We start from the raw sequence: 23,253 nt of genomic DNA on the forward strand, positions 1-23,253 counted from the left end.
GGTTCCTTCCTCTGCCGCGCCCGCTTCAGCTCAGCGGGCGTGCGCGGCGGCCCAGCGCCGGACGTGGGGCAGGTCGTCGTCCAGCCAGTAGGCGTCGTCCTCGGTGACCACCAGCAGTTCCTCGAACTTGGCGCCGACGTCCCCGAGGGCCAGGTGCGGCTCCACCGCCCATAGGCCCGGTGTCGGGGCGTGCCGCGATAGGCGGGAGCCGTTCCACAGCGTGGACCGCCCCTGCAAACGCTCCTTGATCAGCTCGCGTCCCACGGTCTGCAGGGTGCGCGCCCCGAACGCTCCGACGACGAGCTTGCGGGGCAGCCGGCCGCCGACCCGGCCGACCTGGTGGCCGATGACCCTGCCGGGATACTTGCGGTGCCGGTTCTCGTACCCGTGCCGGAGGATCTGCCGGTCGACCTCGGCGTAGACGTCGGCGAAGGTGCGCCGCTCCCGCACCAGCTCCACGATCAGCTCGCGGTACACCGCCAGGTCGGCCGTCAGCCGTTCCCAGGACCGGTTGGCGCCCAGGCATCCCGCGTACCCGATGTCCGCGGTGTAGCCGTCGGCGATCGGCGCCGCGTCCAGGACGTAGGGCATGCCCTCGGCCAGCCGCCGTCCGGTCGGCAGGAACTGGTGCGGCAGGACGATCCCGCGGAAGGCCGTCCGGTCGCCGAACCACGCGAACGGGACGTGGAACCAGTCGTCGACGCCGCGGCTCTCCAGCCACCGGCGCATCCGCCGCGCCGCCTGCCGTTCGGTGATCCCGGGTTCGAGACTCCCCGCCACCGCCTCGGCCGCCTCGTAGGCCAGCCGCTGCAGGTCCCGAAACCGCTCCGGGCTCTCGTTCATCGCCTCACGCTCCGTGTGCCGCTCGGCAGTTTAATTGGACGCGCGATCTAATATCGGCCGCGGTCGAACGAAAGTCAAGAAGAGGCCCCGGCAGCCGGCGCGCCGTCGCGGTCAGGCGGGTTCGAAGAGTTCGACGAGGTTGCCGGACGGGTCGGCGAGCAGGATCTGGCGCCCGCCGGGGCCGGCGACCACGTCGCCGCGGAAGGCCAGCCCGGCGGCGCGGAGCCGGCCGATCTCCCGGTCGAGGTCGCCGACGACGAGGTGGACGCGGTTGCGTCCGGCGGCGCCGGGCTCGGGAGTGGCGCGGGCGCCGGAACTGCCCGGCCCGGACAGGAGCAGCCGCAGCGGCCCGCGCGCCACGTCGGCGAAGGCGGGCGCCGGGTTCGTGAGCAGCGTGAAGCCGAGATGCGCGGTGTAGAACTCGATGGCGGCCTGGACGTCGTCGACGATGTAGCGGACGCTTGCGAACTGGTCGGTTTCGGTCATTGCCGGACCTCTCGTGCTGGGTGGACGAGTTGGGGCAGCAGGTAGCGGATGCGGGTGTCGATCTCCGTCGCCGCGTGGACGAAGGCGGACGCGCCGCCCTGCTCGGCGCCGTCGGCCGCGGCCGGGTCGGGGATGCTCCAGTGGACGCGTCGCGGCTCGTCGCGGAAGTCGGGGCAGACCTCGCGGACCTTGTCGCACAGGGTGATCACGTAGTCGAACCGGCGGCCGGCCAGGGCGTCCAGATGCCGGGGCCGCCGGTCGCCGACGTCGATGCCGTAGCGCTCGCGCAGCACGCGCACGGCGTCCGGGTGCAGGCGCTGCCGCGGATGGCTGCCCGCGCTGGCCACCTCGACGCGTCCGCCGCCGCGATGGCGCAGCAGGGCCTCGGCGATCGGTGAGCGGGCGCTGTTGCCGGTACAGGTGAACAGCACGGCGGACGGACGGGCCGACTCGATCGCGGGTGGGGCCGGGCTGAGCCGCAAGGCGGGGTGAAGGGCGGCGCCGGTCGCGGCCAGCGCCCGCGCGCAGCGCTCCAGATCCAGGTGGTAGTAGGTCTGCCGGGCGTCGAAGCTGCTGCGCCGCGCGGTGACGAGCCCGCCTTCGCGCAGCCGCCGCAGATGGTAGGAGACCAGGTTCTGCGGTTGCCCGACCAGCTCCACCAGCTCACGAACCTGGTAGTCGCCCGCGGACAGCTCGCTCAGCAGCCGCCACCGCAGCGGATGGGCCGCCAACCGCACGAAGGCCGGAGCGCCTTGATCTGAAAGCCCCACACGGCGGAGGATACATCAAACCGCTTTGATGTATCAGATGAAGGAGGAGAGCATCGCGACGGCGGCGACTACCCGCGTCCACGTCGCCACCGGCCTGGACGCACGCGGAATCGTCCTCTCCCGCCGCCCCGCGCAGCGGTCCCGAAAGTCGGCCGTGCCGGGCGATCGTTCGTGGCATGCCTTTCCGTGGAGCGGCCGCGCGGCCGGATCGGCAGGTGGCCTGATCTGGTCAGCCGAAGATCCACAAGCCGCCGCCCGCTATGATCATCCGACTTTGCCGCGCATATTCGGAAGGGCATGATGAATATCGACTTCGGCGCCGATGCCGCATTCTCGTGGTACGTGGTATTCCTGCTGGGATCGGGCGTCGTCATGCTCATCATGGCGGCGATCGGCGGTGGCCAGAGCGTCGGCGAAAGGCTGCTCAACCTCGCCTTCGGAGTGGGGTTCCTCGGTTACGCGGTGTATCTGGGCTTCATCTTCGACGGCGGCGAGTACTTCATGTTCTTCTACGCCTTCATTCTGCCGGTGCTCATGCTCTTCAGATTCGTGAAGGCACTCTTCGGCGAACGCGCGAGCGCCTGACCGAGGCTCGGGACGTCGGCCGCCGGACCGGTTCGCCGGTGCGGCGGCCGACGTCTCGTGAATGGTCCGCCCTCTTCGGCTGCGCCTGGGGCGACTATCCGTGTACTGTCGACTTCTCCATGTAGTGGTCGGCTTGCGACGGGCGGGAGCGCCGAGAGTGGAGAAGCTCCGTTTACGGATCGCCGTCAGAGAGGGCGATTGGGCCGCGTTCTACGGGCCTTTCGGCGCTCGTCTCGCTTACCCCATGCAGGATATCGCGGCCTTTTCGTCCCCCGGGGCCGCTTCGGCCGACCCGCTGGCCCGCTGGCGCGAACTGGACCGGGCCGGATTCGGCGAGACGGTGGAGGTCGCCGTCCGGCCGCAGTCGAGCATCGCGGAACTGACCTCCCTGGCCCTCGCGACCGCGCGCGAGCACGGCCGCGCCCGCCCGGACGACGCTCCGGGGCCCGGCGACGACGACGCTCCGCAGTTCCCTCCGCACGGGGAGATCATCCGCGTGTGGCTTCACGACACGGACGGTGAGAGCTACCCCGAGGACATCTCGGTGGAGGACGCCGGGCTGTGCGACGGCGACACCGTCGTACTGAGCATCGAGCGAACGGCGACGGGCGCTTACTCCATGGGCCCCGCGCCCGATCCGCAGGCATTGTTCCGCAGCCTGCAACTGGGGGCGCGCTCAACGTCGCCCCAGTCGCTGCCCCGGCTGTGGGGAATCCTCCTTTACACCGACGCGGACGTCGAACTGGCCACCTACGTCCGCACGCACTTCGACGAACTGAATGCCCTGTCGGGCCCGATATTCAGGTTGTTCGTCCTTGAACGTCCGGCGAACTGGTCGGCGACGAAGCGCTACTGGCGCGACAACCTCGAACCGGAGCTGTACCGGGTCTTCAACACGCTGAGCTGGCTCAAATGGAAGCCCTACGAGCGGCACCGCGCCTACGACATCGCCCGCACCCTCGGCGTCGACCCGGATCTGCTGCCGTGCCTCGTCCTGGTGCGGGCCGACGCGATGGAGAACCGGATCGTGTTCCCCATCGGCGAGGTCTCCCCGAAGTATCTGCGCAGGCTGTTCGGCGAGATCCTGCGAACGCTCGACGCCCCGCCCGACCCTTACTCCACCTCCACCGCGCTCTACCCGTTCGAGGAGTATCTCCCCGCCACCGGCGACGGAAGCGCGACGCAAATCGACCGGGCGGCGTTCGAACGCGTCGCCCGCGCGGAGGAGCGCATCCGGCGGTCGCTCGCCAGGCCGCTCTTCCGCAAGCGCGAGAACACCTACATCCTCAACGGCTACACGGCCATCGTCGAGAGCGGCGCCACCATGGTTGAGAACTTCAATTTCCACGGCCAGACCACGTTCATCAATCGGCCGGTCAACACGGTCGTCCAGGATTTCCAGAACACCCATTCCTCGCTGGCCGGGCAGGAGCACCTCGCCGAGCTGCTGCGGCTCGTCCTGTCCAGCACCGATCTGCCCGACGAGCACAAGGAGGAGGCGGCCGGCGTCATCCAGGGCGTGGCCGTCGACCTCGACCGAGCGGAACCCGACGAGGCGGCCGCGAAGACGAAGCTGGAAATGCTCCGCACGGGCCTCACCCAGGCCGCCGACATCGCCGGTCCGGCCTCCGCGATCCTGGCGTCGATCCTCGGCGCACTGGGCGCCTGACCCGCCGCCCCGTCCGCCGCAACGCAGTTGCCGGCGGGCGGACGCGTTGCGGTGGAGCGGGACCACAAGGCCCCCCGGTGACGACGCTCGACAAGGTCCCCCGGGCGGACGAGCTGCTCCGCGCGGACGGCTACCGCAACGGTCCACCGGCGACCTGCCGGATCCGCGTGTACGCGATCAGGGGTTCCGTGACGGCGGGCCGGCCAAGATGCGCGCCAGCAGGTCGCGAAGGTGCCGCCGGTCGCCGCCGGGAAGGTCGAAGAACGTCGTGGCCAGCGCCTGGGCGCTGGAGCGCAACTCCCGGCGTTTGAGCTCTCCCGCCTCGGTGAGCACGACGTGCTTGACGCGGCGGTCGTCCGGGGCGGACCGGCGGGTCACGAGACCGCGGCGCTCCAGGCCGTCGACGATGCCGGTGACGTTCGACGGCTCGCACGACAGCCAGTCGGCCAGCTGACGCATCGGCGCGGCGCCGGACAGGTTGGTGAGGACGAGCGCCTGGGCCGGGGGGAGGCCGAGTTCCGCCGCGGCGGCGTTGAACTGGGCGCGCAGCCGCCCGGTGACCTCGAAGACCAGGCCGCTCAGCTCCGCCACGACCTGATCGGCATCGGTGTCGGCGTCGGGGCTCATACGGCCAGCATAGCGGCCGTTTAAGCGTCTGAACTGTTCAGCTCCTTCAGTAAATGCTACGATCCGGCGGCACAAGAACTTCATGAGCTGAACTATCGAGCTGCTTAAGGAGCTGGTCGCGATGACGCAGGTGAGTGCGGGCAGGCATGTCGGCGTCCCAAGTCCCCGAGGTGCGCGGGCGCTCGCCGTGGCGGGCGCGGTCGCGGCGGCCCTGGTGGTCTGGGCGGCCGGAGATCCGCTGCTGGGCCATGACCTGGTCATCCAGCAGGAGGGGCAGGAGCCGCGGGACCTGGGGGCGTCCGCCATCGGCGTCTTCGCGCTGGTCCCGTCGCTGCTCGGCTGGGCGCTGCTGGCCGTGCTGGAGCGGGTGACGCCGCTGGCGGCCCGGATCTGGACGGCCACCGCCCTGGTCTTCCTCGCGGTGTCGTTCCTGCCCGTCCTCAGCGTCCACGCGTCCGGCGGGAGCAAGGCGGTGCTCGCCCTCGCGCACGTGGCCGTGGGCGCCGTCCTCATCCCGGTCTTCTGGTGGACGGCCAAGGTCCGCCGCGCGGGCGGCGGGGGCGGACGGTGACCGCACCCGACGAGCAGATCTTCGACAGCCCCACCCCCTGGGTCGCCGACCATGTCCGCGCCTACCTCGAAACCGATGGCGCGGAGGGCCACCTCTACCAGGGCTGGCCGACGCTGCTGCTCACCACGCGAGGCCGCCGGTCGGGCAGGCTGCGCCGCACCGCGCTGATCTACGGCCGGGACGGGGACCGCTACCTGCTGGTGGCCTCCAACGCCGGAGCCCCCCGGAACCCCGCCTGGTACCTCAACCTCACCGCGGATCCGCACGTGACCGTGCAGATCGGACCCGACACGTTCACCGCGCGGGCCCGCACGGCCGCCCCGCAGGAGAGGCCGCCGCTCTGGGACCTGGTGACCTCGGTCTTCCCTCTCTACGACACCTACCAGGCCGCCTCCGGACAAGACATCCCACTGGTGATCCTGGACGCCGTCACTCCCCGGCCCGCCCGTCAGAGCCAGGTGGAGTATGCGCCGTTCCAAGGAGCGAAGAATCCGAGTGTGTCGGGATAGAGCCCGGCTCATGGCGGGCGCAGCGGCCTTCGTCGCGCGGTGCTGTCACAAACGGGCAGGACGTCTTGTCCTTACCTGTGGACAATCACTGCTGGGAGGAACGCATGAGCTCTCACCTGCCCCCGGGCGTCGAGGTGGTCTCGACCCCGCCGGATGCCGCGGCCAGGATCATGGACGGGGCCGAGGCCAGGACGATCCGCGTCACGCTGCCGCCCGGCGACCCCGGCGCGCCGCCGCACCGACACCCCGGGCCGGTGTTCGGCTACGTGACCCAGGGCGAGATCCTCTTCGAACTGGAGGGGCAGGCGCCCCGGGTGATCAAGGCCGGTGACAGCGTGTTCGAGCCGGGCGGCGACGTGATCCACATCCAGGGCGCCAACAACCTCCCGGACGCGCAGTCGCAGCTGGTGGTGACCATGTTCGCGCCTCCCGGAACCCCGATCCTGACCGTGGTCGGCGATGAGGAGATGGCCGAACGCCGGCACCTGCGGGTCCCCCGCCCCTGAGAACCGGCGGCGGTCCGCGCCGCGGACACCGCCGACGCGGGAGAGGGGACCGGGCGGGCGGGGGCTGCCGTCCGTCCGGTCCCCGTCTACCTGCCTGCCGAGCTCAGCGTGAGGCGGCTCCGGGATCTGGGCGTGAGGCGGCCGGCGCCTGCCAGACCGGTGAAAAGCACCTGCTGGAATGGTGGGGCTAATGCCGGTCGAGGCCGTCGAGCATGAGGGACAGGAAGCGCTCCGGGATGACGCCCGGGTGGCAGGCGAAAACGTTGAGCAGTTCCATGAGGTCGTCGGTGCCGACATCTGAACGCATCGCACCGTCCGCCTGCGCCTGCCGTACCAGCTCGTCGAGTCGCTGCACGAGCGCCTGCCTGGCCTCTGGAGCGGTAGTCCCGGCCAGCGCGGCCGCGATGGCGCCGCGGCCCTTCTCCACGCTGTGGACGACGAAGGCGCGAACGGCCGCCCGCGCGTCGGGCTCGGCCGCCACTGCGCGGTCGAGACCGTCCATGAGCTCGTGGACGTACTGCTCCGCCAGGGCGGCGAGCAGCACGCCGCGGTCGGGAAAGCGGCGGTAGAGCGTGCCGACGCCGACGCCGGCCCGGCGGGCGATCAGCTCCATCGGCGCGTCCGCGCCGCGCTCGGCCACCGCGTCGCGTGCGGCCTCCAGGATCTTGTCCCGATTGCGGCGGGCGTCGGCGCGCATTGAACTCCCTTGAACTGGACGACAGGCTTCCGCTTAGTATATAACCGGAAGCTGGCATTCCGCTTAGGGGGTTGCGATGATCGTGGTGACGGGTGCGACGGGCACGATCGGACGTGCGCTGATCGACGAACTCGGCGGCGCGGCACGAGCCGTGGTGCGGCGCGCGGAACAGGGCGAGGAACTGGGATGCGACTACGTGGTCGGCGACCTGGAGCGGCCCGAGAGCATCCCGCTCGAACCGGGTGACAGGCTCTTTCTCAACAGTGCGCTGTGGCCGGGCTTCGCGCGTGCGCACCAGGCGGTCATCGATCACGCGGCGGCCGCGGACGTGGCGCAGGTGGTGACCGTCTCCGTGCGCGGCGTGTCGTCGGCGAGCCTGCTCGGGTTCGGCATGCACGGGCGGGTCGACGCGCATCTGAAGGCGTCGGGAGTGCCGTGGTCGATCCTGGCGCCCGTCGGCTTCATGCAGAATCTCGCGGGCGACGTCGACGAGGAGGGGCGGATCTTCGGCTCGTACGGCAGGGGCGGGGTCGGCTACATCGACGCGCGTGACATCGCGGCGGTCGCGGCCGTGCTGCTCACGCGTCCCGTCGGGGCCGACGCCACGTACGAGCTCACCGGGCCGGCGGCGCCGACGCATGACGAGGTCGCCGCCGAACTCACCCGGGCGCTCGGCCGGACCGTGCGTTACGTGGACCTGACGGTCGAAGAGGCCGCCGTCCACCTGAAGGGGCGCGGCATGCCCGCCGAAGCGGCCCGTGACCTGGCCGAACTCATGTCGCAGATCGGCGACGGGCGCTGGGCGAGCACGACCACGACCGTGGCCGACATCCTGGGTCGCGAACCGCGTTCACTGCGCGAGTTTCTCGCATAGACGTGTGCGGCGGCGGCGCATGGCCGTCCGGTGCCTGGATCCGCTCGCCGAAGGGGTCGCCGCGCGCGGGGAACCGTCCGGGACGTCGGGCCGTGGTGGATGTCCGCCGGACGAGTTCGTTGACCTGCGGCGTGTTGTTGTTATGGAGGGGCGGATAACAACAACACGCCGCAGGTCAACGGGGGTTGGGGCGGTTAGGGGGCGGGGAGGATGCGGCCTTTTACTTCGCCGAAACCTATTCGGGTGTTGGACGGGGCCGGGGCGGTGGCGGTTATCGAGATCTCGTCGCCGTCCTCTAGGAACGTGCGGGTTTCGCCGTTGACCTCGATCGGTTCCTTGCCGCCCCAGGTCAGTTCTATGAAGGCGCCGCGTTCGTTTTTGGCGGGGCCTGAGATGGTGCCCGAGGCGAACAGGTCGCCGGTGCGGGACGCGGCGCCGTTCACCGTCATGTGCGCGAGCATCTGCGCAGGGGACCAGTACATCTCGCGGTAGGGCGGACGGGAGACGACCTGTCCGTTCCATGAGACCTCAAGGGAAAGGTCCAGGCCCCACGGGTTCTTCTCCTGGAGGTACGGGAGGGGCTCCGGGTCTTGGGACGGGGTCGCCACGCGGGCCGCTTCCAAGGCGAGGAGGGGGACGACCCAATGGGAGATGGACGTCGCGAAGCTCTTCCCTAGGAACGGCCCAAGGGGGACGTACTCCCAGGCTTGGATGTCACGGGCCGACCAGTCGTTCACCAGGACGACGCCGAAGACGCGTTCGGAGAAGTCGTCCGTGGGCACAGGGGTGCCCAACGGGGAGCCCGTGCCTACGACGAAGCCGACTTCGGCCTCGATGTCCAGGCGGCGGCTCTCGCCGAAGGTCGGCGCGTTCTCGCCTTTGCGCTGGCCGGTGGGGCGGACGATGTCCGTCCCGGACGGGACGACCGTGCCGGCGCGGCCGTGGTAGCCGACCGGGAGGTGCTTCCAGTTCGGCATCAGCGGCTCGGAGTCGGGACGGAACAGGCGGCCCAGGTTCGACGCGTGGTGTTCGGACGCGTAGAAGTCGACGTAGTCGGCGACGTCGAACGGCATGTGCATGGTGACCGCGTCCACGGGGTGGACGGCCGGGTCGGGAACGTCGTCCGAGACCAGGTCGAGGATCTGTTCGCGTACTTCTACCCAGCGCGCGTGGCCTTGGGCCAGGAAGGGGTTCAGGGACGGAGCCGCGAAGACCTCGTCGTCCAACGCCAGGGCAAGGTCCACGACGGAGTCGGCTACGCGGACGCCCACGCGGGGTGCGCCGCCGGGGGGAGAGAAGACGCCGTAGGGGAGGTTGGCGAGCCCGAAAAGGGAGCCTTCGGGAATCGCGATGCGGGTCATCGGGTGGTCTCCTGGAGGGCGGACGCGAGCAGGCCCAGGTCCGCGAGTTCGTTCAGGGGGTCGGTGATGCTGCACGTCCCGAAGGACAGGAAGCGGCCGCGGGCGGCGATCGTCCGGGCCTCGCCGAGCGACGCGACGCGGGACGCGATGGACGGCGCGTCGCGGTCGGCGAGGATCGCGGCCAGTTCCGCGACCGGACGGGCGCGCAGGGCGGCGTCGGTCGCGAGCAGCAGGTTCAGGAAGCCGTGCTGGTGGAAGCCGGTCTCCGGGTCGGTGTTGCGGACGGGGTGGTGCAGCCCCGCCGTCGCCTTGAACGGCAGGCGGGCGTCCACGACCGACGTGATCCCGGCGGCCAGTTCGTCCGGGCTCGGGTAGAGGTGCGCCTTCACGCCGCCGGTGCGGAACTTCGCGCGGTGCCGGCGGGCCGCGACCGCCGCGATCATCGCGGGGCGGCGGTCGTCGCGCGGGATCTCGACGTAGACGGGCGCGGTGACGGGGCCGAGCAGCCGGAAGAACTCGTCCGGCCGCATGCCGGGCGGGACCGCGACCTCCAGGCCGCGCACGGTGACGGGCAGGTCGGCGGCCGCGAGCAGGGCCTTGGCGGCCTGGCACGGCCCGGCGGGCGCGGTGATCGACACGTCGAGGGGCTCGCCGTCGCGGAGCAGCGGGTACGCCTCGTCCAGCGCGGTCGCCGGCAGGACGAGGGGGCCGACGAGGCCGGCGTACGGGGCGGCGCGGTGCGCGCGGTGGGCCGGGACGGCGTCGGCGAGCGGCGCGAGGCCCGGCGGGAACACGGCGGCGTCGTCGCACAGGCCGAGGGCGAACGCGGGGATCATCGCCGGCCCGCCCACGTCCAGGCGTAGCCGGGGTCTTCGCAGGCCAGGCCGCCTTCGCCCAGTTCGAGCGGGTGGAAGGTGTCGACCATGACCGCGAGTTCGTCGAAGAACTCGACGCCGATGCTGCGCTCGTAGGCGCCGGGCTGCGGGCCGTGCGCGAGGCCGCCCGGGTGGACCGACACCGAGCCCTGGCCGATGCCGGAGCCCTTGCGCGCCTCGTAGTCGCCGCCGCAGTAGAACATGATCTCGTCGGAGTCGACGTTCGAGTGGTAGTACGGCACCGGGATCGACAGCGGGTGGTAGTCGACCTTGCGCGGCACGAAGTTGCACACGACGAAGTTGTGGCCCTCGAACACCTGGTGGACGGGCGGCGGCTGGTGGACGCGGCCGGTGATCGGCTCGAAGTCGTGGACGCTGAACGTGAACGGGTACAGGCAGCCGTCCCAGCCGACGACGTCGAACGGGTGCCGCGCGTACGTCATCCGGGTGCCGGCGATGCCGCGCGAGGTGCGGTGCTTGACGTAGACCTCGGTGTCGGCGCCGTCCGCGAGGAGCGGTTCGGACGGGCCGTGCAGGTCGCGCTCGCAGTACGGGGAGTTCTCCAGGAACTGGCCGTAGCGGGAGAGGTAGCGCTTGGGCGGCGCGATGTGGCCGGTCGCCTCGATCGCGTAGGCGCGCAGCGGCTGGTCGCCTACCGGCAGCCAGCGGTGCGTGGTGGACGCCGGGACGACGACGTAGTCGCCCTGCTCGGCGGAGAGCGTCCCGAAGATCGTCTCGACGGTGGCGGCGCCGGACTCGATGTAGACGACCTCGTCGCCGGTCGCGTTGCGGTACAGCGGCGAGTCGGCGGCGGAGACCACGTAGGAGAGGCGCACGTCGCCGTTGCCGAGGATCACCCGGCGCCCCGTGACGACGTCGGTCTCGGCCCACGTCTCCTTGGGGAACAGTTCGTGCAGCTTGAGGTGGCGCGGCTTCAGCGGGTGGTTGGGCGTCGTCGCCGTGTCGGGGACGTCCCAGGTCCGGGAGTCCGTGATCGCCGACGGGATCTCCCGGTGGTACAGCAGGGACGAGTCGGACGAGAACCCCTCCTCGCCCATCAGTTCCTCGAAGTGGAGCCGCTCCTCGCCGTTCCCGGGGCCGATGTGACGGTGCTGGGTGTGGCGTTTCGGCGGCACGTGGCCGACCCGGCGGTAATGGGCCATGGTCCCTCGCCTCCGATGATTAACGCATTAACTACTTTCTGCCGACACTACGACTCTTCTTCCGTGCAGGGAAGGGCCTAACCCGGTCATGGCCCGCGGGCCGGCTAGGTGCGCTCCCGCACGTCGAAGGACGTCCGGCCCGCGATGAGCTTGTCCAGCAGCATGATCAGCATCTGCTGCTCGGTCTCGGTCAGCGTCGCCGCCCACTGCCGCTCCCGCTCGTGCTGCGCGGTGAAGATCTCCAGCATGGCCGCGCGGCCCCGCTCGGTGAGCGACAGGATGACCGACCGGCCGTCGCGCTCACCCGGCGTGCGGGTCATCATCCCGTCCGCGACCAGCGTCTTCGCGAGGTTGGACACGGCGGCCCGGCTCATCCCGGCGAGGGTGGCGGCCCGTCCGGGCTCCAGCGGACCGGCGAGCCAGGTCACGAACAGCAGCCGGAACCCGGCCCACGAGTGCCCGCGCGGGCGGTGCACCGTGGACTCCAGGTCGTAGGTGACGATCGCCGAGGCCCGGTTGAGGGTGAGCAGCAGCCGGGTCGCGAGCCGGTCGGGGAACCCGAACTCGTCGGCCAGGCGGCGTCCCGCGAGGTCGACGAACGTCCAGAAATCGGGATCGGCCCGCTCATCGTCCGCGCCCATCGCCTCGCACCCCAATCCGATTCATGGATTGACCATTTAACCCGCCGGGCGGCCAGTGTGTCAGGGGGAGATCACCGGGCATTCCCCGAGCGGGAGCGACACGGGGGAGGGCCGATGGCGACCGTCGCCGACCAGTTCATCGAGGTGCTGCGGCAGGCCGGCGTGCGGCGCGTGTACGGCGTGGTGGGCGACAGTCTCAACCCGGTCGTCGACGCCGTCCGCCGGACGGACGGCATCGAGTGGGTGCACGTCCGCAATGAGGAGGCGGGCGCGTTCGCGGCGGCCGCCGAGGCGCAGACGACCGGGCGGCTCGCCGTCTGCGCGGGCAGTTGCGGCCCCGGGAACACGCACCTGATCCAGGGCCTCTACGACGCGCACCGGTCGGGGGCGCCGGTGCTGGCGCTGGCGTCGCAGATCCCGAGCGTGCAGATCGGCAGCGGCTACTTCCAGGAGACGCATCCCGAGCGGCTGTTCGTCGAGTGCAGCCACTACTGCGAGACGATCGTCACGCCGGAGCAGATGCCGCGCATCCTGCGGACGGCGATCCAGCACGCGCTCGGGCACGGTGGCGTCGCGGTGCTGACGATGCCCGGCGACACCGCCGGCAGGGACGCCGTGGCGCCGGCCGGCGAGCACGACTTCCTCGTCACGAAGGGGATCGTCCGGCCGCCGCCCGACCAGGTGGCGCAGCTCGCCGGCGCGCTGAACCGGGCGCGCAGGGTGATGCTGTTCTGCGGCTCCGGCGTGAAGGACGCGCACGCCGAGGTGATGGAACTGGCGCACCGGCTGCTCTCGCCGGTCGGCCACGCGCTGCGCGGCAAGGAGTGGATCCAGTACGACAACCCGTTCGACGTGGGGATGAGCGGACTGCTCGGGTATGGCGCCTGCTACGAGGCGATGCAGGCGGCCGATCTCGTCCTGCTGCTGGGCACAGACTTCCCGTACGACCCGTTCCTGCCTGGCAAGAACACCATCCAGGTGGACGACGACCCAGCGAAACTGGGACGGCGCACACCGCTCGACCTGGCGGTCCACGGCGACGTGGGGGAGACGCTAAGGCTCGTCATGGAACAGGTCGAGCAGAAGCAGGACCAGTCGTATCTGGACGACATGCTGCACCGCCACACGCGCGCTCTGGAGAACGTCGTCTCCGCCTACACGCGCGACATCGAGAAGCACATCCCGATCCATCCCGAGTACGTCGCGAGCGTCCTGGACGACCTCGCCGCCGACGACGCGATATTCACCGTGGACACCGGTATGTGCAACGTCTGGGCCGCCCGCTACCTCACCCCCAACGGGCGCCGCCGCGTGATGGGCTCGTTCGTCCACGGCTCCATGGCCAACGCGCTGCCGCACGCCATCGGCGCCCAGTACGGCGCGCCCGGACGCCAGGTCGTCTCGCTCTCCGGCGACGGCGGCCTCGGCATGCTGCTCGGCGAGCTGCTCACCGTGCGGCTGCACCGCGTCCCGGTGAAGATCATCGTGTTCAACAACGCGTCGCTCGGCATGGTGCGCCTGGAGATGATGGTGGACGGCTTCCCGGCGTTCGAGACCGACCACGAGCCCGTCGACTTCGCGGCGGTCGCCGCGGCGATGGGGATCGAGTCGGCGCGGGTGGAGCGCCCGTCCGACGTCCGCACGCTGATGGAACGCGCGCTCGCCTCCCCCGGCCCGTACCTGCTGGACATCGTCACCGACCCGAACGCGCTGTCCATCCCGCCGCACATCACGCCGCAGCAGGTGAAGGGATTCGCGCTGTCGGCGGGCAAGACCGTCCTCACCGGCGGCGTCGGCAGGATGCTCGACCTGGCCCGGAGCAACCTCCGCAACATCCCCCGGCCATAGCGGGACGGGGCCTAGCGGAACTCGCGGGCGATCTCGGTGAGGGTCTCGTCGACCACTTCGGGCATGGTGCGGGCGCGCCGCTCGTCGATCCAGGTCACGGTCGCGATGCGGAGCGCGGTGATGAACGCGCCGGCCATGACGCGGGCGCGCAGCGGCGGGAGGCCGTCGCGGGCGGCGATCAGGTCGGCGAGGGTTCGCTCGAACTCGGCGTAGTGGGCGAGCTGCCTCGCCAGCACCGACGGGTGCTTGCGGGCCAGCCGGACCTGCACGGCCCACTGCGGGTCGAGGGGGCCGAACTGCTCGTGGACGGCGTCGAACGCCGCGCGCAGCGCCGTCCAGGACGACTCGTCCGGCGGGCGGGCCTCGAACATCTCCAGCAGGGAGCGCATCCGCTGCTCGCCGCCGTAGAGGAGCGCGTCCTCCTTGCCGCCGAAGTAGTTGGAGAAGGTGCGCCGGGAGACGCCGGCCGCGTCCGCGATGGCCTCGACGGTGACCTCGTCCAGGCCGTGCTCGACGGAGAGGCGCATCGTGGCCTCGTGCAGGGCGCGGCGCGTCGCCTCCTTCTTGCGCTCGCGCAGCCCGCCCTTGCCTGACCGCGGCTCGCCCTTGCCCGCGGGCAGGCCGCCCTCGCCGCCGGGCAGGCCGTCGGGCAGGCCGCCCTTGCGTTCGCGCAGTCCGCCGCTCGTCTCCATGGTCAGTACAGCCTATCCATCGTCGAATGCTGCTTAGTGGGAAAACTTGCCCAACGGGAATAAGATTCCCGGGTCGCGGGGTTGAAGCCTCGTTCCCAACTTCTCGCGGAGGCGTCCCTTGACCGTTCCTGCCCCGTCCAGACCAGCGCCGATGTCGCATCGGCAGGTCCTCGAAGCGCTCAGCGGCCTGCTGCTGGTGCTGTTCGTGGCGATGCTCAGCGGCACCGTCGTGTCGACCGCGCTGCCGCAGATCATCGGCGCGCTCAAGGGCAGCCAGTCGCAGTACACGTGGGTCGTCACCGCGACGCTGCTGGTGTCCACCGCGAGCACCCCGATCTGGGGGAAGCTGGCCGACCTCTACGACAAGAAGACGCTGCTCCAAGTGGGCGTCGGCATCTTCGTCGTGGCCTCGGCGGCGTCCGGGTTCGCGCAGAACACCGAGCAGCTCATCGCGTTCCGGGCCGTCCAGGGCCTCGGCGTCGGCGCGCTGCAGATCCTCGTGCAGATCATCATGGCCGCGATGATCAGCCCGCGCGACCGCGGCCGCTACTACGGCTACCTCGGCGGCGTGATGGCCGTCGCCACGGTCGGCGGGCCGCTGCTCGGCGGCCTGATCGTCGACTCCTGGCTCGGCTGGCGCTGGTGCTTCTTCATCGGCGTCCCGTTCGCGCTCGTCGCGTTCGCGCTGCTGCAGAAGACCCTGAAGCTGCCGGTCATCCGGCGGCCCGACGTCAAGATCGACTACGCGGGGGCGACGCTGATCGCCGCCGGTGTCAGCATCCTGCTCATCTGGATCACGTTCGTCGGCGAGCACTTCCCGTGGCTGTCCTGGCAGACCGCCGCGATGGCGGGCGGCGGCGCCGTGCTGCTGGCGGCCGCCGTGTGGGTCGAGTCCCGGGCGGCGGAGCCGATCGTCCCGCTGGACATCGTCGCGCGCCGCAACACCGCGCTCGCGATCCTCGCCAGCCTCGCGGTCGGCATGGCCATGTTCGGCGGCGCCGTGTTCCTCGGCCAGTACTTCCAGATCGGGCGCGGCTACAGCCCGACCAAGGCGGGCCTGCTCACCTCCCCGATGATGCTCGGCGTGTTCGGCGCGTCCACGATCGCCGGACGCCTCGCCACCAAGACCGGCAAGGTCAAGCCGTACATCCTGTTCGGGACGGTCATGCTGACCGCCGGGTTCGGCATGCTGGCCACCATCGACCACACGACCTCGCTCGTCTTCCTCGGCGTCGGGATGTTCCTGATCGGCGTCGGCGTCGGCATGACGATGCAGAACCTGGTCCTGGTCGTGCAGAACTCCGTCCAGCTGAACGAGATCGGCGCCGCGAGCGGCACGGTCACGTTCTTCCGCTCGCTCGGCGGGACGGTCGGCGTCTCGGTGCTCGGCGCGATCCTCGCCAGCCAGGTCGCCGGCAAGATCGCCGACGGGCTGCGGCGGCTCGGCGTGGACCCGACCTCGGGCGGCGGCGACACCGGCAACCTCGACGTCGCGGCGCTGCCCGCGCCGGTCCGGGAGATCGTCCGGGCGGCGTACGGCGACGCGACCGGGCACATCTTCCTGGTGTCGACGGGCATCGCGGTCGTCGGGATCGTCGCGGCGGCGCTGCTCAAGCCGGTCACGCTGCGCGACAGCCTCGACCTGGTGAAGCCGGCCGAGGAGGACGGCCCCGTACCGGCCGTGAAGGACGGCTCGTTGTCAGGTTCCTGATAACGGGCCGGCCGAAGAGCTGGGTTCAGTCAGAAGAGGACGAAAGCCGCCATCCGTACGGTCGGTATCCGGGATCTCGCAAACCGGAGGCGGTAGATGAGCGGACGTTCGGAGTTCGGGCACCGGGCGGTGTCGGTCGCGCGGGCGGGCGGCATGTTCGCCCGCAGCGGGCTGTGGCGCCCCGGCCCGCCGCTCAAGGTCGTCCGCCAGCTCGACGCGCTGCGCCGCTGGGGCACCCTGCTCGGCGGGACGGTCGCGTCCGCCGCCGCCCGCGACCCCGGCGTCGTCGCGATCATCGACGACGCCGGGGAGCTGACCTACGGCGAGGTCGACGCCCGCACCGACCGCCTCGCCGCCGCGCTCGGCCGGTTCAACGACTCGCCGCGCGTCGCGGTGCTGTGCCGCAACCACCGCGGCATGGTCGAGGCGCTCGTCGCGTGCAGCAAGCGCGGCTCCGACCTCGTCCTGCTCAACACGGGGATGAGCACCGAGCAGCTGCTCACCGTCCTGCGGCAGCAGCGGGTCGAGGTCGTGATCGCCGACTCGGAGTTCGCGGACTTCGTCGCGGCCGTCCCGAAGACCGTGCACGTCCTCACGGCGGGCGGGACGGGCTCGGAGCTGGAGAACGCCATCGCCACCGCGCCCGCCGGTCCGTCCCGCCCGCCGGAGCGGGCCGGCCGGACGATCGTCCTCAGCTCGGGCACGACCGGCCGCCCCAAGGGCGCCGACCGGCACTCGCGCCCCGGGCTGTCGCCGCTCACCTCGATCCTGTCCCGCATCCCGTACCGGGTGCACGAGCGGATGTTCATCGAGGCGCCGCTGTTCCACACCTGGGGCTACGCGATGCTGCAAGCGGCGATCTCGCTGCGCGCCACGCTCGTCCTGCGGCCCCGGTTCGACCCGGAGCAGACCCTCCGCACGCTCGACGCGACCGGCGCGACCGCGCTCGTCGCCGTGCCGGTCATGCTCCAGCGCGTGCTGGACGTCCCGGAGGCCGTGCGGCGCAAGTACGACACGTCCGCCATGCGGATCGCCGCCGTCAGCGGCTCGGCCCTGCCCGCGACGCTCGCCACCGCGTTCATGGACGAGTTCGGCGACGTCCTCTACAACCTGTACGGGTCGACCGAGGCGTCCTGGGTGACGATCGCCACGCCCGCCGACCTGCGCGCACGCCCCGACACCGCCGGCACGCCGCCGCCCGGGACGCGGGTCGCGATCCTCGACGACGGCGGCGTCCCCGTCCCGCCCGGCGCCACCGGACGGATCTTCGCCGCCAACGAGCTCCTCTTCGCCGGCTACACCGGCGGCGACACCAAGGAGATGCGGGACGGCCTGATGAGCCTCGGCGACGTCGGCCACCTCGACGAGGACGGCCGGCTCTTCGTGCACGGCCGCGACGACGACATGATCGTCTCGGGTGGGGAGAACGTCTTCCCGGGCGCGATCGAGGAGGTCCTGGAGAAGCTGCCGCAGGTCCGCGAGGTCGCCGTCGTCGGCGTCCCGGACGAGGAGTTCGGGCAGCGCGCGGTCGCCTACGTCGTCGTGCGCGAGGGCGAGGCCCTCGACGCCGACGCCGTCCGCGCCCACGTCCGCGCCCAGCTGGCGCGCTTCGCGGTCCCCCGCGACGTCCACTTCCTGGACGCGCTGCCGCGCAACGCCACCGGCAAGATCGTCCGCCGTTTCCTCAACCCCTGACGGGCGTCCGGCGGGGCGGTGCTCCCGTCACGGGGTGACGGTGAACCAGAGGCGCGTCCGGCCGGGGGACTGGTCCAGGCCCCACTCGCCGGCCAGCGCGTCGATGACGGTCAGGCCGCGGCCGTGGTCGAGGCGGCGGCGGCCGTGCGGGTCGGCGTCGGCCGGATCGGCGTGGGCGGGGCCGTCGTCGGCGACCTCGACGCGCAGGACGCGCCCGTCGGTCGCGATCGTCACCGTGACGAGCCCCGAGCCGTGCAGGACGGCGTTGGCCACGGCCTCGGCCGTCATCAGCTCGACGTCGTCGAGAAGCTCCTCGTCCGCGACGACCTTGGCGGCACGCTCGCGCACGGCCCGGCGCGCGCGCCGGCCGCCCTCGCCGTCGCGGCTGAAGCCGATCGGTTCGCCGAGCCGTTCCATCTCCGCGGTCAATGCATCACCACACCCTGGATTCGATTCGGGAGCGCAACGCAATCATTCACCTGCGCTGCGTGATCGGCAACGCGACCGGAGTACTGATCTTGGCCTTTCCGGGACAGCGGGGCCGGAGGATACTCACCGATGCGCACAAAGCGGGTGTTTTCTCCGTCCTGCGGCGAGAATCAGCGCAGGCCCTCCGTGTGTCACCATCCGTTTCGACAGCGTCTTTCGCCGGGTGGGGCGAAGGACAGAGCCTGTCCCGGAGGTGCGCCATGCACGCGGTCGTTCTCGCCTGCGCCGCGCAGGCCGTCTACATCGTCGCCTACGTCCTGTTCAAGACGGCCACCGGGCGGATGGGCCCGATCGGGGGCCGGCATCCGCTGCACGCCGCCGGCCGGCTCGTGCGCAGCCCGCGCTGGTTCGCCGCGGTCGCGGTGGTGCTGGCGGGCTTCGCCCTCTCGGCACTCGCGCTCGTCACGCTGCCGGTGGTCGCGACCCTGCCCGCCTACGGGCTCGGCCTCGTCCTGCTGCTGGCCGTCGGGATGAGCGGGTTCGGCGAGCGGCCGACCTCGCGGGAATGGCTGGCCGTCCTCATCACCGTGGCCGCGATGATCACCGCGGCGCTGTCGGTGCTGCCCGGCCACGGCGAGTCGCTGCCGGACGCGCTGCACCGGCCCGGCGGCGCGGCGGCGGCCGCCGCGCTCCCGCTGTGGAAGGCGGGCCTGGTGTTCGTGCCGTCGCTGGTCCTGCCGGTCTGGATGTTCTGCGTGCGCGACCGCCCGGTCAGCGGCCGGCACGCGCGGCCGCTGACCGGCATCGCCTACGGGCTCGGCGCGGGCGTGCTGCTCGGCGCCACCGAGGTCTTCGGGCAGGGCATGGCGATGATGCTCGCCGCCGGCCGGCGGGCGGACGTGCCGGCGTCCCCGCACCCGTACCTGTTCCTGCTCGCGGGCGTCCTCGGCCTCGGGCTGCTGTCGATCGGCCTGCAGCGCTGCCGCCTCATGATCGTCGTCACCGTCGTCACGGTGACCGCGAAGACGCACCTGCTGCTGTCGGCGACGCTGCTCTACGGGGAGCCGTGGCCGCGCGACGCGGCGCCGTTCCTGCTGCGCGTCGCGGGCGTCGGGCTGGCCGTCCTCGCGCTGTCGGCCTTCCCGCGGCACGAACGGCGCGCCCGGCCCGTCCGGTCGCGGCACGCCGCCGCCCCGCCCGCACCGCCGCAGGCGCGGCCCGCAGGCCCGCCGCAGGCGCCGTGGGACGTCCCGGCGTCCGCGCGGCACCGCGCCCTGCCCGCGGTTCCGGCAGCGGGGCCCGGTGCGCCGCCGCCGGCGTGGCCGGTGCCGCTCGGGCCGGACGGGCGGTGGGAGGCGCAGCGTGCGCACCCCTCCCAACTGGGTTGATGCAATCTTGTCACTGACAAGATAGGGTGGGGGTGAATCAAGGTGAGGAGCCGACGATGACGGACGACCCCGGCCTGGCACGGCAGATGTGGCACCAGCTCGAACCCGTGCACGCCCTGTTCTGGTATTCGCCCGACGTGTTCGCCGAGGCGGCGGCGCTCGGCTACGCGGTGGACTCCCGCTGGCCCAGCTACTTCGCCTGGCGCGCCGCACCGCTCGGCGCCGCCGGCCCCGAGCGGGTGGCGTCCGCCTTCTACAGCTTCAGCCCGCGCACGGTGGCCGAGCACATCCCCGCCGCCTGGGCGGTCGCGCCGCCCGAGCGCGTCCTGCGGGCCCGGGAGCGCGCCGTCGACCGCATGTACCGCGGGCTGCTCGGCGACGGCATCGGCTCCCCGGACCTCGCGGAGGCCGCCGGGCTCGCCCGCGCCGCCGCCGAGGCGGCGAGCACCGCCGGGCGCCCGCTCGCCGCCGCCAACGCCGACCTGCCCTGGCCGGACGAGCCGCATCTCGTCCTGTGGCACGCGATCGGCATCCTGCGCGAGCAGCGCGGGGACGGCCACGTCGCCGCGCTCCTCGCCCACGGGCTCGACCCGGCGGAGGCGCTGGTCTCGTTCGCCGCGGTCGGCGCCGCGCCGGTGGAGACGTTCGCGAGCCGCGGCTGGACGGACGCCGAATGGGCCGCCGCCCGCGACCGCCTCGCGTCCCGGGGCCTCGTGGACGCCTCCGGCGAGGCGACCGGGAAGGGCCGCGAGCTGCGCGACTCCGTCGAGCGGATGACCGACGACCTCGCCTACGCGCCCTGGCGGACGCTGGGCGCGGGCAAGGCCGCCCGCCTCCCGCAGCTCACCATGCCGGTCCTGGTCAAGGTGCTGGAGACCGGCCTGATGCCCGGGAGCAACACGCTCGGCATCGGCAAGATCCAGGCGCCGTCCCGCTGAGTCAGCGGCGGGGGAGGCCCCAGGCGGTCTCCTCCAGGCGGCCGGTGTTGCCGAGGTCGATGGGGCCGTCGGCCTCGACGATGACGACCGGCCGCCCCGGCGCCGGCCGCACCTCCAGGTAGCGGCCGGCGACGGCCGTGGTGGTCGGGTCGGTGACCAGGTTGCGCCAGACGATCCCGAACACGGCCGACCCGCCGGGACGGATCGTCAGCGGCTTCGGCCCGTCGTCCTTGATCTGCCTGCTGCCGCGCACGATCTGCACGTCGAACGGCTGGCGGTCCTCGGCGAGGACGCGCAGCGCCGGATAGCCGTTCAGCCTGTAGGGGCGGTCGCCGCAGTTGCGCAGCGTGATCGTCACGGCGCGCAGGCCCATCGCGGCGTCGGGCGTGCCCATCCCGACGCTGATGCCCTCCGGCGTGCAGGCGGGCGGCGCCGGCGACGGGCGCGGGGCCGGCGGCGCGGGGCTGGTCGGCAGCACCGGGTAGGGCTCGGACGGGACGGCGGCGGGCGCCGTCTCGGTGCCGCAGCCGCCCACGCCGGCCAGCACCGCCGCGACGAGGAGGGGGATCGCTGTCCGCCGGGTCAGTGTCACCTGGGGATCATTACAGACGAATGTGGACGCCGTGTGTCGCGCCGGGCGCGCAGGCCGCCGGTGCGGGCGCGCACCTCGGCGCCGCGGGCGCGCAGGTGAGCGGCGCGCAGGACGACCTCGATGCCGAACCGGGCCTCCGGATCGGCCAGCTCGTCGCCGAAGATCTGCTCGATCTTGCGCATCCGGTACCGGACGGTCTGCGGGTGGATGTGCAGCAGCGCGGCGATCTCGGCGGCGGTGCCGCGGGTGACGAGCCAGGTCCGCAGGGTCTCGGTCAGCCGGTCCTGCTGGCCGGGCGTCATGCCGTCCAGCACGGCGAGCCGCCGCCGGGCCAGCTGCTCGACCAGCGCGGGGTCGGACAGCAGCCACAGCGTCACGAGGTGGTCCTCGCACAGCGCCACCGGGCCGTCGAGGACGCCGTCGAGGACGAGGCCGAGCGCCCGCCGCGCCCAGCGGAGCGAGTCGGCGGCCTGGCCGGGCGGCAGGGTGAGCCCGACCGCGACGCGGCGGCCGGGGAGCGCCTTCTCCAGCATGGCGCGGCGCTCCGGCGAGAACGGGCCGGGCACGAGGAGGTGCGGGGCGGCGCACTCCACGTCGGCGAGGACGTCCTCGTCGAGCGAGGTCCACACGCAGCGGGCCTCGGGTTCGACGGCGATGAGCGTGACCGCGGCGGGGACCTGCCATTCGGCGGCCTCGGCCGCCTCGGCCAGCTCGGTCCCGGGGCCGTCCAGGAGGACCCGCAGCAGGCGGCGGCGCCGCTCGTCCAGCGCGGGGATCGGGCGCGCCCTGGCCTGCCGGTACCCGTCGAGCGACAGTGCCGCCAGCTCGTCCAGGTAGACGAACAGGGCGTCGGCGAGGCGCGACATGACGGCCGCGGAGATGTCGTGGCGGGGCGCGACCCGCATGACGCGGCGCCACGCGGCCTGCCCGCCGACGCGGTAGGCGGCCTGCAGCGCGTCCATGCTGCGTCCCTCGTGCGCCTCGTACTGGCCGAGCATCCGGGCCGTCCCGGCGCAGTCGTCGCTCACCTCGGCCGGGCCGGGCGCCGCGACCCGGTCGACGAACGCCGCGAGCTGGTGTTCGACGCTGCGCCGCAGGACGTGTCCGTAGGGGCCGTCCAGCGGCCGGGCGTACTCGGGGATGGCGCGCCGGATCTCGGCGACGATCTCCTCGGCGAGGCTCGGCAGTTCCGGCCGCATGATCCGGGCGAGCCGCGGCGGCAGCGGGACCGAGCGCTCGGCGGGAGCCGCGTGGTCGAGAGTTCTGGGCATCGGACACCTCCGTCACCGCGTTCGCGCGACCGGGGCGCGGGCGGACGGGGCGGAGCCGCCCCGCCCGGCCCGGTCGGCGCGGGCGGCGGTAGTGCGAGACCGCGGGCGGGGTGGCGCGCCGGTCGCAGACCTGGTGCGCCGGTCCTTCCGCGGTCCGGGACACCTTGAAGGTACGCAGGGCCACCGGAGCATTCTGTAGAGCCAGGGAACAAAACGAGAAACGCGCTACTCACCTGTTTATAACTTGACGTCCATGCGGCCAGCTGGGATTCCGCGAGGGTTCTGGAACCGCGCGCCGCTCCGATTATCGGTGGGCCGGGGAGAACTATCGCCGGATGCTAGAAAAAGATTCACGTTCGGTTCCGGCGGAGGTATTGGGATCAGTTCTGGTCGGCGGCGTCACCGGCCTGCCCGCGCTTGCCCCGGCCGGACGGAGTTGTTTGTCACTTTCGCAAGAAGAGCGCCGTGCTCTCTCGTCGCAGACGCAATTTCTTCCGCGGCCGCCCTGTGGG

The 23,253-nt window shown here is 72.0% G+C and carries 25 protein-coding genes; 12 read left to right on the plus strand and 13 right to left on the minus strand.

Going from position 1 to position 23,253, the window contains the following annotated elements; translation table 11 throughout:
• Nucleotides 1-30: 30 nt before the first annotated feature.
• The 3 genes from ACA511_RS04780 to ACA511_RS04790 all read right to left on the minus strand — a co-directional run bounded on the left by ACA511_RS04780 (nucleotide 31) and on the right by ACA511_RS04790 (nucleotide 2,066).
• Nucleotides 31-843, minus strand: a complete 813-nt coding sequence (locus ACA511_RS04780; protein ID WP_375022806.1) for a M24 family metallopeptidase — start codon at nucleotides 841-843, stop codon at nucleotides 31-33.
• Between the two features lie 111 nt (nucleotides 844-954).
• On the minus strand, nucleotides 955-1,329 hold the full coding sequence (locus tag ACA511_RS04785; RefSeq protein ID WP_375022807.1) for a VOC family protein: 375 nt from the start codon (nucleotides 1,327-1,329) through the stop codon (nucleotides 955-957).
• The gene (locus ACA511_RS04790; RefSeq protein WP_375022808.1) at nucleotides 1,326-2,066 is read right to left on the minus strand and encodes an ArsR family transcriptional regulator; all 741 of its coding nucleotides are present in this window, start codon (nucleotides 2,064-2,066) and stop codon (nucleotides 1,326-1,328) included. The genes ACA511_RS04785 and ACA511_RS04790 overlap by 4 nt, the downstream gene beginning before the upstream one ends.
• 70 nt (nucleotides 2,067-2,136) lie before the next feature.
• Here ACA511_RS04790 and ACA511_RS04795 point away from each other — a divergent pair, with 70 nt between their 5' ends.
• The 3 genes from ACA511_RS04795 (at nucleotide 2,137) to ACA511_RS04805 (ending at nucleotide 4,353) form a co-directional block, all read left to right on the plus strand.
• Entirely contained in the window at nucleotides 2,137-2,400 is a 264-nt protein-coding gene (locus tag ACA511_RS04795; RefSeq protein ID WP_375022809.1) for a hypothetical protein, read from the plus strand.
• Entirely contained in the window at nucleotides 2,397-2,684 is a 288-nt protein-coding gene (locus ACA511_RS04800; RefSeq protein ID WP_375022810.1) for a hypothetical protein, read from the plus strand. The genes ACA511_RS04795 and ACA511_RS04800 overlap by 4 nt, the downstream gene beginning before the upstream one ends.
• Before the next feature lie 244 nt (nucleotides 2,685-2,928).
• Complete coding sequence (locus ACA511_RS04805) at nucleotides 2,929-4,353, plus strand: hypothetical protein (RefSeq protein ID WP_375022811.1); 1,425 nt, start codon at nucleotides 2,929-2,931, stop codon at nucleotides 4,351-4,353.
• Nucleotides 4,354-4,530: 177 nt separating this feature from the next.
• On the opposite strand, the gene ACA511_RS04810 is transcribed toward ACA511_RS04805, so the two are convergent.
• Nucleotides 4,531-4,980: a MarR family winged helix-turn-helix transcriptional regulator gene (locus ACA511_RS04810; RefSeq protein WP_375022812.1), complete on the minus strand. Its 450-nt coding sequence runs from the start codon at nucleotides 4,978-4,980 to the stop codon at nucleotides 4,531-4,533.
• A 121-nt stretch (nucleotides 4,981-5,101) separates the two neighbouring features.
• On the opposite strand from ACA511_RS04810, the gene ACA511_RS04815 reads away from it, so the two are divergent.
• From ACA511_RS04815 to ACA511_RS04825, 3 genes are all read left to right on the plus strand, one after another.
• Complete coding sequence (locus tag ACA511_RS04815) at nucleotides 5,102-5,551, plus strand: DUF6069 family protein (RefSeq protein ID WP_375022813.1); 450 nt, start codon at nucleotides 5,102-5,104, stop codon at nucleotides 5,549-5,551.
• Nucleotides 5,548-6,060 carry a nitroreductase family deazaflavin-dependent oxidoreductase gene (locus tag ACA511_RS04820; protein WP_375022814.1) on the plus strand — a complete coding sequence of 171 codons (513 nt, stop codon included), beginning with the start codon at nucleotides 5,548-5,550 and terminating at the stop codon, nucleotides 6,058-6,060. The genes ACA511_RS04815 and ACA511_RS04820 overlap by 4 nt, the downstream gene beginning before the upstream one ends.
• Before the next feature lie 104 nt (nucleotides 6,061-6,164).
• A complete protein-coding gene (locus tag ACA511_RS04825) occupies nucleotides 6,165-6,566 on the plus strand; it encodes a cupin domain-containing protein (protein ID WP_375022815.1) in 402 nt (133 codons plus the stop codon).
• A gap of 187 nt (nucleotides 6,567-6,753) precedes the next feature.
• On the opposite strand, the gene ACA511_RS04830 is transcribed toward ACA511_RS04825, so the two are convergent.
• Complete coding sequence (locus ACA511_RS04830; protein WP_375022816.1) at nucleotides 6,754-7,263, minus strand: TetR/AcrR family transcriptional regulator; 510 nt, start codon at nucleotides 7,261-7,263, stop codon at nucleotides 6,754-6,756.
• A 76-nt stretch (nucleotides 7,264-7,339) separates the two neighbouring features.
• Here ACA511_RS04830 and ACA511_RS04835 point away from each other — a divergent pair, with 76 nt between their 5' ends.
• Entirely contained in the window at nucleotides 7,340-8,137 is a 798-nt protein-coding gene (locus tag ACA511_RS04835; RefSeq protein ID WP_375022817.1) for an NAD(P)H-binding protein, read from the plus strand.
• Between the two features lie 194 nt (nucleotides 8,138-8,331).
• On the opposite strand, the gene fahA is transcribed toward ACA511_RS04835, so the two are convergent.
• The 4 genes from fahA to ACA511_RS04855 form a co-directional block, all read right to left on the minus strand.
• Nucleotides 8,332-9,498 carry a fumarylacetoacetase gene (gene fahA / locus ACA511_RS04840; RefSeq protein WP_375022818.1) on the minus strand — a complete coding sequence of 389 codons (1,167 nt, stop codon included), beginning with the start codon at nucleotides 9,496-9,498 and terminating at the stop codon, nucleotides 8,332-8,334.
• Complete coding sequence (locus ACA511_RS04845) at nucleotides 9,495-10,334, minus strand: hypothetical protein (protein WP_375022819.1); 840 nt, start codon at nucleotides 10,332-10,334, stop codon at nucleotides 9,495-9,497. Before ACA511_RS04845 ends, fahA begins: the two co-directional genes overlap by 4 nt.
• Nucleotides 10,331-11,536, minus strand: coding sequence for a homogentisate 1,2-dioxygenase (locus ACA511_RS04850; RefSeq protein WP_375022820.1), 1,206 nt, complete (start codon nucleotides 11,534-11,536; stop codon nucleotides 10,331-10,333). Before ACA511_RS04850 ends, ACA511_RS04845 begins: the two co-directional genes overlap by 4 nt.
• A 104-nt stretch (nucleotides 11,537-11,640) precedes the next feature.
• A complete protein-coding gene (locus ACA511_RS04855) occupies nucleotides 11,641-12,177 on the minus strand; it encodes a MarR family winged helix-turn-helix transcriptional regulator (protein ID WP_375022821.1) in 537 nt (178 codons plus the stop codon).
• Nucleotides 12,178-12,291: 114 nt separating this feature from the next.
• Between ACA511_RS04855 and ACA511_RS04860 the strand changes: the two genes are divergently transcribed.
• On the plus strand, nucleotides 12,292-14,025 hold the full coding sequence (locus tag ACA511_RS04860) for a pyruvate dehydrogenase (protein WP_375022822.1): 1,734 nt from the start codon (nucleotides 12,292-12,294) through the stop codon (nucleotides 14,023-14,025).
• 11 nt (nucleotides 14,026-14,036) lie between these two features.
• Here ACA511_RS04860 and ACA511_RS04865 read toward each other — a convergent pair whose 3' ends face one another.
• Nucleotides 14,037-14,717: a TetR/AcrR family transcriptional regulator gene (locus ACA511_RS04865; protein ID WP_375022823.1), complete on the minus strand. Its 681-nt coding sequence runs from the start codon at nucleotides 14,715-14,717 to the stop codon at nucleotides 14,037-14,039.
• Nucleotides 14,718-14,868: 151 nt separating this feature from the next.
• Between ACA511_RS04865 and ACA511_RS04870 the strand changes: the two genes are divergently transcribed.
• Nucleotides 14,869-16,428 carry an MDR family MFS transporter gene (locus ACA511_RS04870; RefSeq protein ID WP_375022824.1) on the plus strand — a complete coding sequence of 520 codons (1,560 nt, stop codon included), beginning with the start codon at nucleotides 14,869-14,871 and terminating at the stop codon, nucleotides 16,426-16,428.
• A gap of 96 nt (nucleotides 16,429-16,524) precedes the next feature.
• The gene (locus ACA511_RS04875) at nucleotides 16,525-18,123 is read left to right on the plus strand and encodes an AMP-binding protein (RefSeq protein WP_375022825.1); all 1,599 of its coding nucleotides are present in this window, start codon (nucleotides 16,525-16,527) and stop codon (nucleotides 18,121-18,123) included.
• Between the two features lie 27 nt (nucleotides 18,124-18,150).
• Here ACA511_RS04875 and ACA511_RS04880 read toward each other — a convergent pair whose 3' ends face one another.
• A complete protein-coding gene (locus ACA511_RS04880) occupies nucleotides 18,151-18,552 on the minus strand; it encodes an ATP-binding protein (RefSeq protein ID WP_375022826.1) in 402 nt (133 codons plus the stop codon).
• Between the two features lie 260 nt (nucleotides 18,553-18,812).
• Here ACA511_RS04880 and ACA511_RS04885 point away from each other — a divergent pair, with 260 nt between their 5' ends.
• The gene (locus ACA511_RS04885) at nucleotides 18,813-19,940 is read left to right on the plus strand and encodes a hypothetical protein (protein WP_375022827.1); all 1,128 of its coding nucleotides are present in this window, start codon (nucleotides 18,813-18,815) and stop codon (nucleotides 19,938-19,940) included.
• 56 nt (nucleotides 19,941-19,996) lie between these two features.
• A complete protein-coding gene (locus ACA511_RS04890) occupies nucleotides 19,997-20,878 on the plus strand; it encodes a hypothetical protein (RefSeq protein WP_375022828.1) in 882 nt (293 codons plus the stop codon).
• 1 nt (nucleotide 20,879) lies between these two features.
• Here the strand turns inward: ACA511_RS04890 and ACA511_RS04895 are convergent, their stop codons facing one another.
• Nucleotides 20,880-21,470 (minus strand): DUF4232 domain-containing protein, encoded by a 591-nt coding sequence (locus ACA511_RS04895; protein WP_375022829.1) that lies wholly within the window; start codon nucleotides 21,468-21,470, stop codon nucleotides 20,880-20,882.
• Entirely contained in the window at nucleotides 21,467-22,741 is a 1,275-nt protein-coding gene (locus ACA511_RS04900) for a helix-turn-helix domain-containing protein (protein ID WP_375022830.1), read from the minus strand. Before ACA511_RS04900 ends, ACA511_RS04895 begins: the two co-directional genes overlap by 4 nt.
• Nucleotides 22,742-23,253 lie beyond the last annotated feature (512 nt).

It is taken from the genome of Actinomadura sp. GTD37 (assembly GCF_041951365.1).
Taxonomy (GTDB): Bacteria; Actinomycetota; Actinomycetes; order Streptosporangiales; family Streptosporangiaceae; genus Spirillospora.